General features: G+C 53.2%; 12 protein-coding genes and 2 pseudogenes. 9 read left to right on the forward strand and 5 right to left on the reverse strand.

The window, feature by feature from the left end:
- Window positions 1-67: 67 nt before the first annotated feature.
- The 9 genes and pseudogenes from DXA70_RS05145 (at window position 68) to DXA70_RS05185 (ending at window position 11,337) form a co-directional block, all read left to right on the forward strand.
- Window positions 68-5,806, forward strand: a pseudogene (locus DXA70_RS05145) (DEAD/DEAH box helicase family protein).
- Window positions 5,803-6,135, forward strand: a complete 333-nt coding sequence (locus tag DXA70_RS05150; RefSeq protein WP_117950573.1) for a mobilization protein — start codon at window positions 5,803-5,805, stop codon at window positions 6,133-6,135. Before DXA70_RS05145 ends, DXA70_RS05150 begins: the two are co-directional and overlap by 4 nt.
- A 160-nt stretch (window positions 6,136-6,295) precedes the next feature.
- On the forward strand, window positions 6,296-6,532 hold the full coding sequence (locus DXA70_RS05155) for a hypothetical protein (protein WP_347553492.1): 237 nt from the start codon (window positions 6,296-6,298) through the stop codon (window positions 6,530-6,532).
- Window positions 6,525-6,782: a hypothetical protein gene (locus DXA70_RS05160; protein WP_117950575.1), complete on the forward strand. Its 258-nt coding sequence runs from the start codon at window positions 6,525-6,527 to the stop codon at window positions 6,780-6,782. Before DXA70_RS05155 ends, DXA70_RS05160 begins: the two co-directional genes overlap by 8 nt.
- A 44-nt stretch (window positions 6,783-6,826) precedes the next feature.
- Window positions 6,827-8,212, forward strand: a complete 1,386-nt coding sequence (locus DXA70_RS05165; protein ID WP_128117843.1) for a relaxase/mobilization nuclease domain-containing protein — start codon at window positions 6,827-6,829, stop codon at window positions 8,210-8,212.
- A gap of 156 nt (window positions 8,213-8,368) precedes the next feature.
- A complete protein-coding gene (locus DXA70_RS05170; RefSeq protein WP_055186009.1) occupies window positions 8,369-8,707 on the forward strand; it encodes a helix-turn-helix transcriptional regulator in 339 nt (112 codons plus the stop codon).
- Between the two features lie 117 nt (window positions 8,708-8,824).
- The gene (locus DXA70_RS05175; RefSeq protein WP_128117804.1) at window positions 8,825-9,352 is read left to right on the forward strand and encodes a hypothetical protein; all 528 of its coding nucleotides are present in this window, start codon (window positions 8,825-8,827) and stop codon (window positions 9,350-9,352) included.
- Window positions 9,353-9,558: 206 nt separating this feature from the next.
- Window positions 9,559-9,765: pseudogene (locus DXA70_RS05180) on the forward strand (PfkB family carbohydrate kinase); the annotation flags it as partial.
- Between the two features lie 234 nt (window positions 9,766-9,999).
- Complete coding sequence (locus tag DXA70_RS05185) at window positions 10,000-11,337, forward strand: FMN-binding protein (RefSeq protein ID WP_128117805.1); 1,338 nt, start codon at window positions 10,000-10,002, stop codon at window positions 11,335-11,337.
- 278 nt (window positions 11,338-11,615) lie between these two features.
- Here DXA70_RS05185 and DXA70_RS05190 read toward each other — a convergent pair whose 3' ends face one another.
- The 5 genes from DXA70_RS05190 to DXA70_RS05210 all read right to left on the reverse strand — a co-directional run bounded on the left by DXA70_RS05190 (window position 11,616) and on the right by DXA70_RS05210 (window position 16,284).
- Complete coding sequence (locus tag DXA70_RS05190; protein ID WP_097839602.1) at window positions 11,616-12,128, reverse strand: ferritin; 513 nt, start codon at window positions 12,126-12,128, stop codon at window positions 11,616-11,618.
- 564 nt (window positions 12,129-12,692) lie between these two features.
- Window positions 12,693-13,622, reverse strand: a complete 930-nt coding sequence (gene trxB, locus DXA70_RS05195; RefSeq protein WP_118658172.1) for a thioredoxin-disulfide reductase — start codon at window positions 13,620-13,622, stop codon at window positions 12,693-12,695.
- Between the two features lie 14 nt (window positions 13,623-13,636).
- Window positions 13,637-13,960, reverse strand: coding sequence for a thioredoxin domain-containing protein (locus DXA70_RS05200; protein WP_117949769.1), 324 nt, complete (start codon window positions 13,958-13,960; stop codon window positions 13,637-13,639).
- Window positions 13,961-14,111: 151 nt separating this feature from the next.
- Window positions 14,112-15,293: an MBL fold metallo-hydrolase gene (locus tag DXA70_RS05205; protein ID WP_128117806.1), complete on the reverse strand. Its 1,182-nt coding sequence runs from the start codon at window positions 15,291-15,293 to the stop codon at window positions 14,112-14,114.
- A gap of 127 nt (window positions 15,294-15,420) precedes the next feature.
- Window positions 15,421-16,284 carry a nitroreductase family protein gene (locus DXA70_RS05210; protein ID WP_128117807.1) on the reverse strand — a complete coding sequence of 288 codons (864 nt, stop codon included), beginning with the start codon at window positions 16,282-16,284 and terminating at the stop codon, window positions 15,421-15,423.
- Window positions 16,285-16,295 lie beyond the last annotated feature (11 nt).

A 16,295-nucleotide genomic window follows, 5' to 3' on the forward strand; every position in this document is an offset into this window, starting at 1 on the left:
TGAGCATTATCCCGACCATCAGAAAGTGCTTCTCCGCTGGAATCAGGTCGAAAAATATATTCACCTGATGATTCAGTCTGACCGCTACCTGTCGGACAAAGAAAGAAGAGTCATCGACTTTCCCCTTGAACTGAACGCCGCCAGTGCAGCCGAATACACTGCATTAAAGGCGCAGCACCCGGATACTCTGGTTGGATTTGAAGCTGGCGGCAATTTTATGTTCTATGGGGAAGATGCTGCCAAGGTCGCAAAAGTTCTCAACAGTGCTTTGTTTACGAGAGAAACAGCACTGGGCGAAGTTCAGGTCACAGGCTTTCCACCTAGCTTATGGGCAAGAAAGTCAAAAGAATTGTGGTCTGCGGGCAATGATGTTTACCTTGCCGGATTGAACGAAGATGGGACTCATTACCAGACTAAACATCTGCACAAAGAGGACTATCTGCCCATCGGCTCCATCATCAATATGGATGGCCGGAAATTTCGGATTGGCGGAGTGGATTTTGATAAGGGCAAGGTTTCCTTGCAGGATATGGCACTGGCCGACCTGCGGATGCCAATTTTTCGGGAAGAACCGCTATCTGTTGTCCGGGAATTGTACGAACAGCAGGACGAGGCCCTTGACGCTGCTCCCGAAAAGGCCGTTGACTATAAGGTCGGGGACGATGTTGTGGTAGACCTTCTCACACGAACCATCGAGGGCAAAATCGGCTATGTGGGCGAAACCGATGTGCGCATCGACACCAGTGCGCAGGGCTATTCGTGGAGCAACGAGGTGCTGAACAAACAGCAGTTCGAGGACAGTCTGCGACGGGATGAGCCTACGTCTGATGAATCACTGGACAAGCTGCCTATCTCTGGGGAGGTCAACGGCGAATGGCAGACCTTCCCGGATGCCGCTGCCTTGGATGAAGCCCTGAATGCCGAACCTGCGCCGGAGCCTGCCGGGAACTTCCACATCACGGACGACCATCTGGGCGAGGGCGGCGCAAAGCAGAAGTATGCCCGGAATATTGCAGCTATCCGCACCCTGTTTCAGTTGGAACAGGAACACCGTGGAGCCACCGCCGAGGAACAGGAAGTGCTTTCGCAGTATGTGGGCTGGGGTGGTCTGCCGGATGCCTTTGACCCGGATAAGAGCAACTGGTCAAAAGAGTACACGGAACTGAAAGGGCTGCTCTCCGAGGACGAGTATGCCGCAGCCCGCAGCTCCGTGCTGAATGCCCACTACACCAGCCCCACCGTAATCCGTAGTATTTACGTTACTGTGGAGCGCATGGGTTTCCGCAGCGGTAACATTCTGGAACCTAGTATGGGCGTAGGCAACTTCTTTGGAATGCTGCCCGAGAGCATGGCAGACAGCCGCCTGTACGGTGTGGAACTGGACAGTATCACGGGCCGGATTGCCCAAAAGCTGTACCCGGAGGCCAACATCAAAGTGGCCGGATTTGAAACCACGGATAGGCGGGATTTCTACGATTTAGCGGTCGGCAACGTACCGTTTGGCAATTACAAAGTCAACGACAAAGCGTATAACAAGCTGAACTTCAGCATCCACAATTATTTCTTTGCGAAAGCCATCGACCAGGTGCGGCCGGGCGGCGTGGTGGCGTTTGTTACCAGTCGTTACACGCTGGACAGTAAAGATTCTTCTGCCCGCAAGCACATGGCAGAACGAGCCGATTTGCTGGGGGCCATTCGTTTACCCAACAACTCTTTCCGTGCCAACGCTGGTACGGATGTTGTCAGCGACATTATCTTCCTGCAGAAGCGTGACCGCCCCATCGACCATGAGCCGGACTGGATACAGCTCGGCAAAACGGAAGATGGCTTTACCATCAACAGCTATTTTGTAGACCACCCGGAGATGGTGCTGGGCGAACTGACCACTGAAAGCACCCAGTATGGCTGTGAGGAATGCACCGTGCGCCCCATTGAGGGTGCAGTGCTGGCAGACCAGCTTGCCGAAGCTATCCAGCATATTGAGGGACTGTACACGGAAGTTGAGGTCGAAACACCAGATATTGCGGATGCAGAAAATGAGCGACACATTCTCCCTGCTGACCCGGATGTGAAGAACTTCTCCTACACCGTGGTTGACGGTGAAGTGTATTACCGCGAAAATTCTGTTATGACACAGGTGGAGCTTTCCGACACCGCCAAAGGCCGTGTGACCGGGATGGTGGAGCTGCGGCAAATCGTCAATGAGTTGATTGACCAGCAGCTAAACGACTACCCAGATGCCGACATTCAGGCTACGCAGGAAAAGCTGAATGACGCCTACGATGCCTTTTCTGCAAAATACGGCTTGCTGAATGACCGCAAAAACGGCAGATTATTTGAGCAGGATTCTTCTTACTATCTGCTGTGTTCTCTGGAAAATCTGGACGATCAGGGCAACTCAAAAGCAAGGCGGCGATGTTCACCAAACGCACCATTCGCCCGGAACGTACTGTCACCAGCGTGGACACTCCCACGGAAGCACTTGCAATTTCCATCGGAGAGCGTGGCCGGGTGGATTTGCCCTATATGGCAGAGCTGCTCGGCACTCCCGGCGACTATGAGCGAATCACCAGCGAACTATCCGGCGTAATTTTCAAAGACCCCGGCACAGACCCTACTGACCCAGAAGCGGGCTGGCAAATGGCGGATGAATACTTGTCCGGCAATGTCCGGGCAAAACTGCGCATGGCACAGCTTGCCGCCGAAACCAACCCGGAGTTTGCAGTCAACGTCACGGCATTGGAAAAGGCGCAGCCGAAAGACCTTGAAGCATCTGAGATTGATGTACGTCTGGGTGCAACATGCTTGCGCCGGAGATCATCCAAAAGTTTATGGCAGAAACTTTCCAGATTCCCTACTATCTGCGTCATGCAGTTAAAGTGAGATATTCTCCCTATACCGCAGAATGGCGCATTGAGGGCAAGTCGGCTATGGGCAGAGGCGACATTACCTCCACCGAAACCTATGGCACATCCCGCGCCAATGCCTACAAGATTCTGGAAGATACGCTCAACTTGAAAGATGTGCGCATCTATGATGCCATTGAAGATGAAGAAGGCAGACCGAAGCGCGTCCTGAACAAAACGGACACCATGCTGGCGCAGCAGAAACAGCAGGTAATCAAAGATGCTTTCGCCAACTGGATCTGGCAAGACCCCCAGCGGCGCATTGCACTGGTGAAGCAGTACAACGAACTGTTCAACAGCAACAGACCGCGCGAATACGATGGTTCCCACATCCACTTTGTCGGTATGAACCCGGAAATTTCGCTCCGGGAACACCAGCGTAACGCCATCGCTCATGTGCTTTATGGTGGTAATACGCTGCTTGCACACGAAGTGGGAGCCGGAAAGACGTTTGAGATGGCAGCATCCGCAATGGAAGCCAAACGGCTGGGGCTGTGTCAGAAAAGTCTTTTTGTGGTGCCAAATCATCTGACGGAGCAATGGGCGGCAGAGTTTTTGCACCTATACCCCAATGCCAAGCTGCTGGTAGCTCGAAAAAAGGACTTTGAAACCGCCAACCGCAAAAAATTCTGTGCTAGAATTGCGACTGGGGACTACGATGCGGTCATCATCGGTCATTCACAGTTTGAGCGCATCCCGTTGTCCTATGAGCGGCAAGAACGCATTATTCAGGAGCAGATTGATGAAACGCTTGCCGCCATCAACGAACTGAAAGCCACTGCTGGCGAAAATTTCAGCATCAAGCAGATGGAAAAGACACGCAAAACGCTGGAAATCAAGCTGGAAAAGCTACGCTCCGATGCGAGAAAGGATGATGTTATCACCTTTGAGCAGTTGGGCGTGGATAGCTTTTTGTGGATGAGAGCCATTTTTACAAGAACCTTTTCCTCACGACAAAAATGCGCAATGTCGCTGGTTTGTCTACAAGTGAAGCGCAAAAATCGAGCGATATGTTCGGAAAGTGCCGCTACTTGGATGAGATCACAGGTGGGCGCGGCGTGGTGTTTGCTACGGGAACGCCCGTGAGCAACTCCATGTCGGAGCTGTACACGGTCATGCGCTATCTGCAATATGGCACACTCCAGCAAAAAGGGCTGACACACTTCGACTGCTGGGCATCTACTTTTGGTGAAACCACCACCGCCATTGAACTTGCCCCGGAGGGTACGGGCTATCGTGCGCGCACTCGATTTGCGAAGTTTTTCAACCTCCCGGAACTGATGTCGATGTTCAAAGAGGTTGCCGACATTAAAACCAGCGATCAGCTTCATCTGCCTGTGCCGGATGCAAAGTTTGAAACCGTGGTAGTGAAACCGTCCGAGATTCAGAAAGAAATGGTGCAGGAGCTGAGCAGACGCGCTGCGAAAATCCACTCCGGCACGGTGGATGCGTCCGAGGACAATATGCTGTGCGTCACCAACGATGGCCGAAAGATCGGTCTGGATGTTCGCCTGATGAACCCCATCCTGCCGGACGACCCCAACAGCAAGCTGAACACCTGTGTTCGGAACGTGCTGCAAATCTGGGCGGATGGCAAGGAGCAAAAGCTGACGCAGCTTCTGTTCTGCGACCTCTCGACACCAAAGAACGATGGCAACTTTAATGTCTACGATGATATTCGCAAGAAATTGGTCGCCGCCGGGGTGCCGGAAAGTGAAGTTGAGTTCATCCACAATGCCGACACCGAAGCAAAAAAGGCCGCATTGTTCTCCAAAGTGCGCTCCGGCGATGTGCGGATTCTGCTCGGCAGCACCGCAAAAATGGGAGCCGGAACGAACGTCCAACAGCGGCTTGCGGCGGTGCATCACTTGGATGTCGGCTGGAAGCCCAGCGACATGACCCAGCGCAACGGACGCATTATCCGGCAGGGCAATATGAATAAGGAAGTCAAGGTGTTCAACTACGTCACAGAGGGAACTTTTGACAGCTACTTGTTCCAAACTTTGGAGAATAAACAGCGATTCATCAGCCAAATCATGACTTCAAAATCCCCGGTACGCTCTTGCGATGATGTGGACGAACAGGCTTTGTCTTATGCAGAGATCAAGGCATTGTGTGCTGGAAATCCGCTCATCAAGGAAAAGATGGATTTGGATGTGCAGGTGGCGAAACTGAAAGTGCTGAAAGCCGACCACCAAAGCCAGAAGTTCCGTCTGGAAGATAAGCTGCTCACAAAATTCCCGGCTGACATTCAGGAAACGAATGCCTATATTGCTGGAGTGAAAGCGGATGCCGAACTTGCCGCCGCCCATCTGCAGGAGAAAGAGGGCTTCTGTGGCATTACCATCAAGGGCGTGACCTATGATGAGAAAAAGACTGCTGGCGAACGACTTCTCCTCGCTTGCTCCGAACTTCCCAATAGTGAGGAAAAAGTGATCGGCAGTTATCGCGGCTTTGAACTGTCCCTGCGCTTCGACACCTATCACAGCGAGTATCAGGCTCTTTTGAAAGGCCAGCGGAAATACTCGGTAGCACTGGGCAAAGACCCTCTTGGCTGCATCATCCGGCTGGATAATTCGCTGAACAATTTCCCGGAACGAATCACTTCTGCCGAAAACGAACTGGCTACCCTGAAACAACAGCAAGAAGCGGCGCAAATCGAAGTGGAAAAGCCGTTCCCACAGGAAGAAGAACTGGCTGAAAAGTCGGCTCGCCTTGCGGAGCTGAACGCACAGTTGGATATGGATGAAAAAGGTCACGAGCCGGAACAGGATGAGGAAGAACAGGAGGACGAACCTCGCCGCCCCTCGGTGTTGGCAGCACTGGAAGAAAAGGCGGACAAGACAGAAACCGTTAAGCCGTTCAAAAGTTTTCTGGACAAGGATGGTGATGCACGATGAGGGAAAAACGAGATGAAATTCTTATCCTGCGCATCACAAAATCAGAAAAAAGCCGCATTTATGAAAAGATGTTGGGCATGGGCATCCGTAGTCTAAGCGCATATATCCGTAAAATGGCTCTGGATGGCTATTGCCTGCATCTTGATTTGCAGGAATTGCGCCGCATGGCATACCTCTTGCAAATGTGCAGTACGAACTTGAACCAATATGCCAAACGCGCCAACGAGTGCGGTCAGGTTTACGCTGCTGACGTAGAGGATTTGCGCACCCGGTTGGACGAGCTAATCGACATTGGCAAGCAGATTCTTTCCCGGCTGGCTGATCTCTGACTTTTTCCCACGGCTTCGGCTGTGGGGCTACATAATGAGGCCGCATCATTGACACGGTGCCCATGCTCCTGTATATTAAAGCCAGAAATAGAAAGGTGGTGCTACTGATGAGGATCGTATTTAGAATTATGCTTTTTCCTATCTACTGTTTGCGGCTTTTGTGACTCTGATGCTGAAATGGACGCTCAGCTTATCGGCTTTTATTCTTGCGCTGCCGATGCTCTATATTTTCGGCTGCGGGCTTTATACGCTGTTCCGGGGCGAGTGGATGCAGTTTCTGATCCTGCTGGTGGCTGAGTTCGGATGCTTTGTTCTGGTCTTTGCCGGAACCGCTGTTGTAGATGCTGCCGAGAGGTTCAGCGGCTGGCTGGCCGGACTAGGAGGTTCAAATGAATAAAGACGTAATGACCGACTATTATCGAAATAATCCGAAAGACATTGTGTATGAACAGCTTGCGGATAATAAACAATATCATGAACTGCTTCAGAAGAAGATTGCTTCTCAAGACGCTTTGCGCTCGCTTATAAGCGAAGAAGCGTGGAAACGCTATCTTGATTTGGATGCTGTTGGTAATGAATTAGAGAGTTTCCGGTTAGAAACCATGTACCTCGCCGGAGCTGCCGATTATGAAAAACTTTTCAAGTAAGAGTGCCGCCGTTGTGCGGCATTTTTTTGTAGGAGGTGATGGAACTGGCTGCAACACGGTTGATTGCCATGCGCAAAAATAAGGGGAAGTCCATTTCCGCCTGTCTGAATAACCATACCAGCTATATCCAAAACCCAGACAAAACCGAGCAGGGTGAACTTGTCAGCAGCTATCAGTGCAGTCCCTTGACAGTAGACGAAGAATTTATGCTGACAAAGCGACTTTATGAACAGACCACCGGGCGCAGGCAAAAAAGCAATGTGATTGCCTATCAGGTACGGCAGTCTTTCAGGCCGGGAGAAGTGACACCCGAAGAAGCTAACAAGATTGGCTATGAATTTGCCGAGCGATTTTTGAAAGGAAAACACGCCTTTATCGTCGCCACCCATACTGACCGTGCGCATATCCACAATCATATTATTTATAATTCCACTGCGTTAGATGGTACACGGAAATTTCGGGATTTTTACTTTTCCGCGCTTGCTGTGCAACGGCTGAGCGACCTGATTTGCTTGGAACACCAGCTTTCCGTTATTCAGAAAAAGCCCTATCGGGAGCGGCAGAAACGCATCCTATACCCGCCCAAAGAAAGCAACCGTGACAAGCTCTGCACTGTGATCGACAACATTTTGTTGCACGATAAGCTCAAAGATTTTGCTGCATTTCTGGATGCGCTGGAACAGCAGGGCTATGAGGTGAAGCGTGGCAAGCATCCCTCGGTGAAAGGCAAAGGGCAGCGACGATTTATCCGATTTCTCACATTGGGAGCCGGATACACCGAGGAAGAAATCAAAACGGTATTGGATGGCAAGGCTGAACACCAGCCGCACCCCAAACAGCCCTTGCCCGAAAAGAAGTTTGGCCTGCTGGTGGATATTCCCACGAAAATGGCCGAGGGCAAAACCAGTGGATATAAAAAATGGGCAACAAAGTTTAACCTGAAAGAAATGTCCAAGACACTGCTCTACTTGCAGGAAAAGAAAATTGACAGTGCGGACGAACTGCGGGAACGTGCAGCGGCGGCAACAGAACGGTATCACACGCTGGGCGATTCCATCAAAGCGGCAGAGAAGCGCATGGGGGAAATCGCTGTCCTGCGGGCGCACATAGTCAATTACGCAAAGACCCGCGATGCGTACGCCGCCTATCGCAAGGCCGGATACAGCAAAAAGTTTCTGGAAGCACACCGGGAAGAGATCGAACTGCACAAGGCTGCGAAAGCCGCCTTTGACGAAGCGGACTTAAAAAAGTTGCCCAAGGTAAAAGATTTGAACGTAGAATATTCCGAACTGCTCTCCCAAAAGAAAATAGCGTACCCGGAGTATCGCAAAGCCAAAGAAGAAATGCAGGAACTGGTTCGCGCACAGAAAAATGTGGAACGGTTCTTTGCAGAAGAAAAGCAGATGCACGAAACAGAACAGGTGCGTTAATGCTGGACTGCCGGAGCTGACGATCGTGTCGGTTCCCGGCAGTCTTTTTGTCTTATAATCCCTATGGTGATGCACTGTTTCTTTCGATTGTGTATACGAGGAACGGCAACAGGTATTCTAAAGAGTGTAAACAACTCGATAGGATGAGGTTGCTCTATGAAAGAATTATTTGGACAGCGATTACGGGAACAGCGTTTGAAACATCATTTGACGTTGGAGCAAGTAGCAGAAAAAGCAGACCTTTCTGCCAACTATATCGGGATGGTGGAGCGTGGACTAAAGGAACCGGGGCTTGCAACCATTGTCAAAATCTTGAATGCCCTGAATATTTCAGCAGACGAACTTTTGTGCGATCTGGTTCCAAGTGCATCTCATGTGACCGATGATGAAATCAGCAAGCGGCTTGAAGGACTGACCCCTATGCAGAAGAAAGTGGCACTTGACCTTCTGGACACCTATATTACCAATCTGCCTTACCTCACCAAAGAAGAATAATCCTGCGGCAACTCTGGCGCACCAGCTTAATTTTGGCTGGTGCGCTTTTCTTTTGCAATTCTTTAGGCTATAATATTTCTTATAGAATGTATTCATTCCCAAAGAATTGATTTCGAGGTGAACAAGATGCGAGAACCGCGATATAGTATCCTTTCCGACATCAACGATGGAATCGACCGTGCCAAGCAAGGCAAGCTGGCTCTGTACTGGCAGCGGAACATTGAACACGAATACCGCTGCAAAAAAGTGACCCCGGCAGAGCAGCAAGCCTACACCGACTTGCAGGACATTCTTGCTGCCGTTCCGCAGTGGAGCGATGAGGAAGAACTGCGCTCCGGCATGGAGGGTATCGGTGGCCGCGTCTGGTTCTGTTATTTCTGGGAAGAACACGATTCGATGGTGCAGCTTACTGAAGATTGCAGCGGCAAGTTTACGGTTGCTTACGTTCTGGATTCGGATGTCACCCCAGAGGTGCGAAAGGCGGCTGCACAGCACGCACAACAGCAGCTTGCTGAATGTATGCAGGAGTGGGATGTTCCGCTTATGAAATCGGCTATTCCAGAAAAAGATAAATACGAATATTTAGATGAAGCGGCATCCCATCTGATGCAAGTCCTCAATGACCCGGAGAGCATCACCGGGTAAAAAGCGTTCCGCAGGAATGCGCAGCCTGCATCGGAACGGTGCAGAGTGAAAGGGTTTGGGGTGTCCCCAACAAGCATTTTGCAGCGCAAAATAGGCATTTGTATAGACGAATGCACTGCTTGCCAGTGAGCTATACAGATGCCCAAACCTAAGCTACAATGAAGATGTGCTGAGAGAACGAAGCATTGCTTGAGCTGAACGCTCGTAATATCCTCGACCGCGTGGGCGGCGGTGATGCCTTCGCCAGCGGCCTCATCTACGCCATGCTGCACGACTACAAGGCCATGGATATGATCAACTTTGCCGTAGCCAGCAGCGCCATCAAGCACACCATCCACGGCGATGCCAACATCACCGACGACGTAAGCTCCATCCGCAACCTGATAAACATGAACTACGACATCAAGCGTTGAGTTTCGCCTCAGCGCTTCCGTCTGCCGGGAACCGACCGCTGTACGTTGGTTTCCGGCTTTTTTTATACTGTCAGCGTCACAAATTGACACCAATTTATCATTCTTCACGAAGTATGTGATAAAATCTCTTGACAGCACCTCACAAAATATGTTATCTTTTGTAAACATCCTTGAAAAGATATGACCTTTTCTGGGGACCGAGCACAAACCGATTTTTCTCTGGAGGAAAGACCCATGAAACAGGAGATCATCCGCAAACTGAGCGCTGCCGTGGCCATGAGCCTCGTTGTTGGCGTCTCTCTGGCCGCCTGCGGCGGCGGCAGCAGCTCCACCGCCGCTGGTGTGACTAAGACCGGCTCTGCCGAAGGCTTTGGCGGTGCTGTCACCGCCACCCTGAACGTGGATGCCAACGGCACCGTTACCGACTGCAAGCTGGAAGGCGCACAGGAGACCGAGAGCATCGGCGGCGCTGCACTGGAAGAGCTGTCCAAGCAGGTCGTGGCCGCCAACGGCCCCGCAATCGACGGCGTTGCCGGTGCCACGGTGACCACCAAGGCCGTCCGGAAGGCCGTTGCCGCCGCACTGGGTGTGGAGCTGGCCGAAGAAGCCCCCGCCGACTCTGCTGCCGCAGCCCCCGCTGAGCCCGCCGCCATCGTCCCGGTGGAAGGTGGCATCCAGATCGGTCAGGCCTATGCTGCCGCCCACGGCACCAAGTGCTTCACCGAAGCGGTGGCTGTGGTGAAGGATGACGTCATCCTCGCCGCCTACCTCGACGATTTTCAGTTCACCAGCACCGATGCAGGCGTGACCGCCGTGCCCAACTCCGACTCCGACTTTGCCGCAGGCTACGCCGAGGGCAAGGTGCTGATGTCCAAGCGGGCCAACGCCGATTATTACAGCAAGATGATGGCTGAAAAGGGCGGCTCCACGGTCGCTCTGGATGCAAACTTCGACGCCATCCAGAACTTTGCCGTCGGCAAGACCATCTCCGAGCTGGAGGATGTAGCCGCCAAGGGTGCCGAGGCTGTGGACGCCGTCTCCGGCGCAACGCTGGTGGATACCGCCGGTTATCTCTCTGCCATCGTGGATGCCGCCAAAAACGCCCAGACCACGCAGGCCGTGGAGTTCAACGGCAGCTCCGAGGACCTGAAGCTGAATGTGGTCTATGGGGCCGCACACGGCACCAAGTGCTTCACCTCCGGCGCTGTCGCCACCGCCGGGGACACCATCGTGCTGAGCTACATTGACGAGTTCCAGTTTGCCGGTTCGGACGCCGGGGTCGTCGGTGTGCCCAACTCCGATTCTGACTTCGGCGCAGGCTACGCCGAGGGCAAGGTGCTGATGTCCAAGCGGGTCAACGCCGATTACTACAGCAAGATGATGGCCGAAAAGGCTGGTTCCACCGTTTCGCTGGATGCCAACTACGACGCCATCCAGAACCACGTGAACGGCATGAGCATTGCCGACGCCGAGGCTCTGAGCAAAGATGAAAAGGCTGTGGACGCCGTTTCCGGTGCCACGCTGGTGGATACTGCCGGCTACGTTGGTGTGCTGGTGGATGCCGCAAAGTAAGGCAAGAAAAATAACGTTCCTCTGAACGCAGCAGCGCCGCCGGGAGATCTCCCGGCGGGCGCTGCTTATTTATTATATGTTTTATTGTATGCACGCCACAACAATACCGGCGCACCATGAGGGTAACGGTTTCGATCTCCTTTTCCTTGTTCAAGTTCTGAAGTCCTTTCTGTTTTATACGCAGTTAGCCTTTTCTAACCGTCTGGTGGAAGAAAAGGCAGGCCACCTGTATGTAGTCTGCCTTTTGCCTGATGCGAAAGCCCGCAGACACGCGGGGCTTACAGCACCAGCGAGGGCGCGGTGTAGACCCGTGCCTTCAGCTCGCTGTTTAGCATATACAGTCCCTTGCTGTCACCGCCGAACAGATCCATCTTGGTAATGAGGTCAGCGGCGTTCTTCTCCTCCTCGCCCTGTTCCTTGATGAACCAGTCCAGCATCTGCATGGTGCGGAAGTCCCTGACCTCGTATGCGGCGGCGTAGATGGCATTGATGCTGGCGGTGACCAGCATCTCGTGTTCCAGTGCTCTTTTCAGCGGGGCCGTGTGGTCGCCTCGTTCCCACTCCGGCTTTGCGATAGCCTCAAAGGTGACGTCCTCGCCGTTATTCTGCAAATACTGACAAAACAGCATGGCGTGATCCCGTTCCTCCTGCGCCTGTACCCGGTACCAGTTCTCAAAGCCGTCCAGTCCGACGGCGGCGTAGTAGTTGGCAAAGTCCAGATACAGATAGGCGGAGTAGAACTCCTTATTGATCTGCTCGTTGAGCAGAAGAGATACGTTAGCGTTCATGATACTTCTCCTCCATAAGATTGTCTTTTCCTGCTCCCGGCATGAGGGCAGATATACCGTACCCAGAGCGATGCTGGGATGCTCCCTTTTCATCTCCAGGAACACCTGCTCTGCCTTGGGATGCTGCTGCAGCTCCGTTACGGCGGTCAATATCTCCTCTGCGTATTTTGGCATACCGCCAACTCTCCAAATGCAAGAGTGAATCTTATTATTTTGCTTTTATTATACCTATATTTTTTTCTCTGTCAACAACCACAAAGGGCTTGTGCTCCAAAAGCTGCCTCGAAGCCGATTTTCTCAAATTATGTGAAGCCGTCACAGTAAAACCGCTTGTCACGCGGTATACTACGCATAAAAACACAGCCGCAGAGTACATCTGTGGCTGTGCTTTGTGTTCAGTTGCTCACTGTTGTGTGGACTGGATATGGAGAGACAACATATCTCCCGATCTTACATGGGTTATCTTATCTGCCATCACTCTGGCAGTTTGCCTTGCAGATATGTCGGCATTCCCGCTGCGGTCGTATCCGGTCTGACCTTAAACATGGCTTTTTGAATCTACCTCCCTTATCGGTTTTCCGCGATATATTTCTCCGCCATGTGAACTGCCACCGCGCCGTCCGCCACGGCGGTGACCACCTGACGGAGGGGCTTCGTCCGCACGTCGCCCACGGCGTAAACGCCGGGAATACTGGTTTCCGTGGTCTCTCCGGCCACGATATAGCCGCCGCCGTCCAGCTCCAGTTGACCCACCGCCAGCGCCGTGGCGGGCTGTCGGCCCACGCTGACAAATACGCCGTCGCAGTCCACCACGCTTTCCTCACCGGTGACGGTGTCCCGCAGGCGGACGCCGGTCAGCCTGTCCCCGGAAAGCAGCGCGGAAACGACACTGTTCCAACGGAATTCCACGTTTTCGGCCTGTGCCAGCGGCTCGTGATAGATTTTGGTGGCCCGCAGGGTGTCTCTGCGGTGGACGAGGATCACTTTTTTCGCCACGCGGCTGAGAAGGAGGGCATCTGCCGCGGCGGAATTGCCGCCGCCCACCACGACCACCGTTTTGCCCTTGTAAAACATCCCGTCGCAGGCGGCGCAGTAGGCCACACCCCGGCCCAACAGCTCCGTCTCTCCGGCAACGCCCAGCGTTCTGGGTTCTGCGCCGGTGGCCAGCACCACGGTTTTCCCCCGGAAGATCCCCTCGCTGGTCTCCACGAGCTTGGGAACCGCCGTCAGATCCATGCGGAGAACTTCCGCGTATTCGCTGCGTGCCCCAAAACGCTCCGCCTGCTTTTGCATATTCTCCGCCAGAGAGAAGCCGTCGATCCCGTTCTCAAAGCCGGGGTAGTTGTCGATCTGCTCGGTCAGGGCCATCTGCCCACCGGCGGACAGTTTTTCCAGCACGATGGTGTCCAGCCCCGCCCGTGCCGCGTACAGGGCGGCGGTGTAGCCGCCCGGGCCGCCGCCCACCACGAGCATATCATAAACATGATTGTTGTTCATATCTGAACCCTCCGTTATTTCGCCAAGGCTTCCTGAATGAAACGGTCGATTTCTGCCTTTGAGCCGGGCGCGATGATGGAATCCACGGCCTTTCCGTTCCGGTACAGCACCAGAGTTGGGATGTCCTCGATCCCCTCGGCCCCCGCCAGCCGCGGCTCCTCGTCAATGTTGATCTTGCCGACGGCGAGGCTGTCCGCGTATTCCTCTCCGATCTTCTCATACGCGGGGCCGATCCTCCGGCAGTAGCTGCACCAGGGAGCCCAGAAATCCACCAAAACGGGCTTTTCGCCCCGGGTCGCCTGCTCAAACTGCTCCTGATTCATATTGATAGCTGCCATATCTGTCAGCTCCTTTCCTTTGTTTGGGTATTCTCAAGACTCCGGTCTCTCCCCACACCACATCGTGACCTCAACGGTACTCTGCCCTTGGGACAGAAAGCAGATGAGTAAGACCATCATCTGTACGAAAATAGCTGCGGTTTGTTGCAGCTTATTCTGCGCAGAGCTCAGCCACCAGAGCGTCCATCTGCGCTTCGCTGGTTTGGTTCAATGCACCACGCAGAGACACTACCGTTTCGTAAAGGTGGATATCCTTCATCTCCTCCAATTTGGTGCGCATCAGCCGCGCGGCAGCAGGTGCCCAAGAGCCGTCTTCAATAAGGCCAACCCGGCGGTTTCGGAATCCCTTTGTCCGTAAATGTTCCAAAAACTCCCTCATGGGCGGAAACAGTCCTCCGTCATAGGTGGCGCTGGCTAAAACCAACTTCCCGCAGTAGAACGCACTGGCAACAGCGTAGGAAAGATCTGTCACAGTGAGATCACATATGTTGACCTGTACGCCTTTTTTCTCTAATTTACCCTTGAGGGTCTTCGCCGCATGGGCAGTATTTCCATGGATGGATGCGTGGGCAATCAGTATGCTCTCCGATTCTTCTGGTTCCCATTGTGACCAGAGATCATAGAGCCGCAGACACTCCTCCAGCCCTTCTGTAAGCACGGGACCGTGGAGCGGGCAGATTGTTTTGATCTCCAGCGCGGAGATTTTTTTCAGCAGAGCCTGCACCTGTGCGCCATATTTCCCGATAATATTGTAATAATACCGTCGGGCCTGCGGCACCCAGGGGGCACGGGCAGTCCGTTCCAGTGAGCCAAAGCGTCCGAAGGCATCCGCCGAGAACAGGATTTTTTCCGTTTCCTCATACGCCGTCATCACCTCCGGCCAGTGTACCATCGGCGCCAGCAGAAAGCGCAGCCGGTGCAAACCCAAGGAAAGCGTATCTCTTTCGCCAACCTCCAGCATACGGTCTTCCGACAATGCACCTGTGCCGAAGAACTGCTTGATCAGGGTAAATGTTTTCGCGTTTCCCACGATCTTCATCTCCGGGTACTTTTGTGCCAGCCGCATGAGACTGCCGGAATGATCCGGCTCCATGTGTGTGACCACAAGATAGTCGGGCCTGCGCCCCTCCAACACCCGCGCCACATTGGAAAGCCATTCTTCCGTTGCCCGTGCGTCCACGCTATCCATCACGGCAATCTTCTCATCCAGAATGACATAGGAGTTGTAGCTCACTCCCATAGGCTGGACGGGGTACTGGTTTTCAAAGAGTGCCAATGTGTTATCATCCACCCCTACATAGCGGATGGCATCTGTTACCGTTTGGATAGACATATAAAATATACCTCCTATTTTCCTTACTCAGACTCTGACTGATAGGTTCTTCTTTCTAACGAAACATACGCTCAACCGCGGATCGACGGTCGCGCATTTTACCGTTGCCTTGCTTCCCCCAGAGTCGTTACATGTGGTACACCGCAGCGGAGCGAAGTCCTTCCGGCAGGCCGTCGGGCGCAGCAGGTGAAAGTTCCCAGCGTACCTGCCCCGCCCACTTGGAGGCGACGGCGGAGAAGTGGAGCATGACAATACCGAGATCCAATGCGGCATCCAAATTATCGGTGTAGGCATCCTCCTGCTGCACCAAATAGATGCTGTGATCCTGCACAAGGAAGCCATAGGGCTGACGGTTGAGATAGCTGGGGGAGAGCGAAGCGGCGTAGAAGGACTGCCAGAGCATATCGTCGTAGAAGTCCATCATCTCGTCAAGCCCAGACTTGTTGCTCCAGCTCCCCATGTGAACCAAATCGTTCACGCCCTTTTTGGGCGCGTAGTACTGCTGCTCGGCCCGCACATCGATCTGAGACATACTTAGGATATTCAGCCGCAGCTTTTTTGCGGTCTTTTCCCCGTAGCCAAAGGCAACGATTGCCGCCACCTCTAACGGGGTGGCGAGAGACAGTGCCTTTTTGATTTTGTCGCTGTCGGTGAAGGTCATCCAGCAGGTGTCGATGTCCAACTCAGTCAGCTTGAGGACGAGATCTTCCATCATGTAGCCGGCGTTGATGGCCGCATAGGAATGCGGGGCAGACATAAGGAGCAGGTAATGCGGTGCTCCGATGAGAAATTGATTATAGCCCGCTGAGTTCTCCAGCGCCGGCTGTGCATCCTTGTCCAAGACGATCAACTCCGTTGCAATCTCCGGGACAAGACGGGGGCAGGTCTTTTCATAGTAGGATCTGAGCTGGCCGATAGCCTCGCTCGGAACTTCCTTTTCGCGGAATGCGTGAACGGATCTGCGATTTTGAATCATAGCGCTGTAATTCATAGTAATATCTC

Origin of the sequence: Faecalibacterium sp. OF04-11AC, assembly GCF_003460645.1 — a bacterium.
Lineage (GTDB): Bacteria > Bacillota > Clostridia > Oscillospirales > Ruminococcaceae > Faecalibacterium > Faecalibacterium prausnitzii_I.

What these genes read in the sequence shown, in the direction of transcription:
- DXA70_RS05150 (WP_117950573.1), top strand. Translation starts at nt 5,803, where the DNA reads ATGAGGGAAAAACGAGATGAAATTCTTATCCTGCGCATCACAAAATCA.
- DXA70_RS05160 (WP_117950575.1), top strand. Translation starts at nt 6,525, where the DNA reads ATGAATAAAGACGTAATGACCGACTATTATCGAAATAATCCGAAAGAC.
- DXA70_RS05170 (WP_055186009.1), top strand. Translation starts at nt 8,369, where the DNA reads ATGAAAGAATTATTTGGACAGCGATTACGGGAACAGCGTTTGAAACAT.
- DXA70_RS05185 (WP_128117805.1), top strand. Translation starts at nt 10,000, where the DNA reads ATGAAACAGGAGATCATCCGCAAACTGAGCGCTGCCGTGGCCATGAGC.
- trxB (WP_118658172.1), bottom strand. Translation starts at nt 13,622, where the DNA reads ATGAACAACAATCATGTTTATGATATGCTCGTGGTGGGCGGCGGCCCG.
- DXA70_RS05200 (WP_117949769.1), bottom strand. Translation starts at nt 13,960, where the DNA reads ATGGCAGCTATCAATATGAATCAGGAGCAGTTTGAGCAGGCGACCCGG.
- DXA70_RS05205 (WP_128117806.1), bottom strand. Translation starts at nt 15,293, where the DNA reads ATGTCTATCCAAACGGTAACAGATGCCATCCGCTATGTAGGGGTGGAT.
- DXA70_RS05210 (WP_128117807.1), bottom strand. Translation starts at nt 16,284, where the DNA reads ATGAATTACAGCGCTATGATTCAAAATCGCAGATCCGTTCACGCATTC.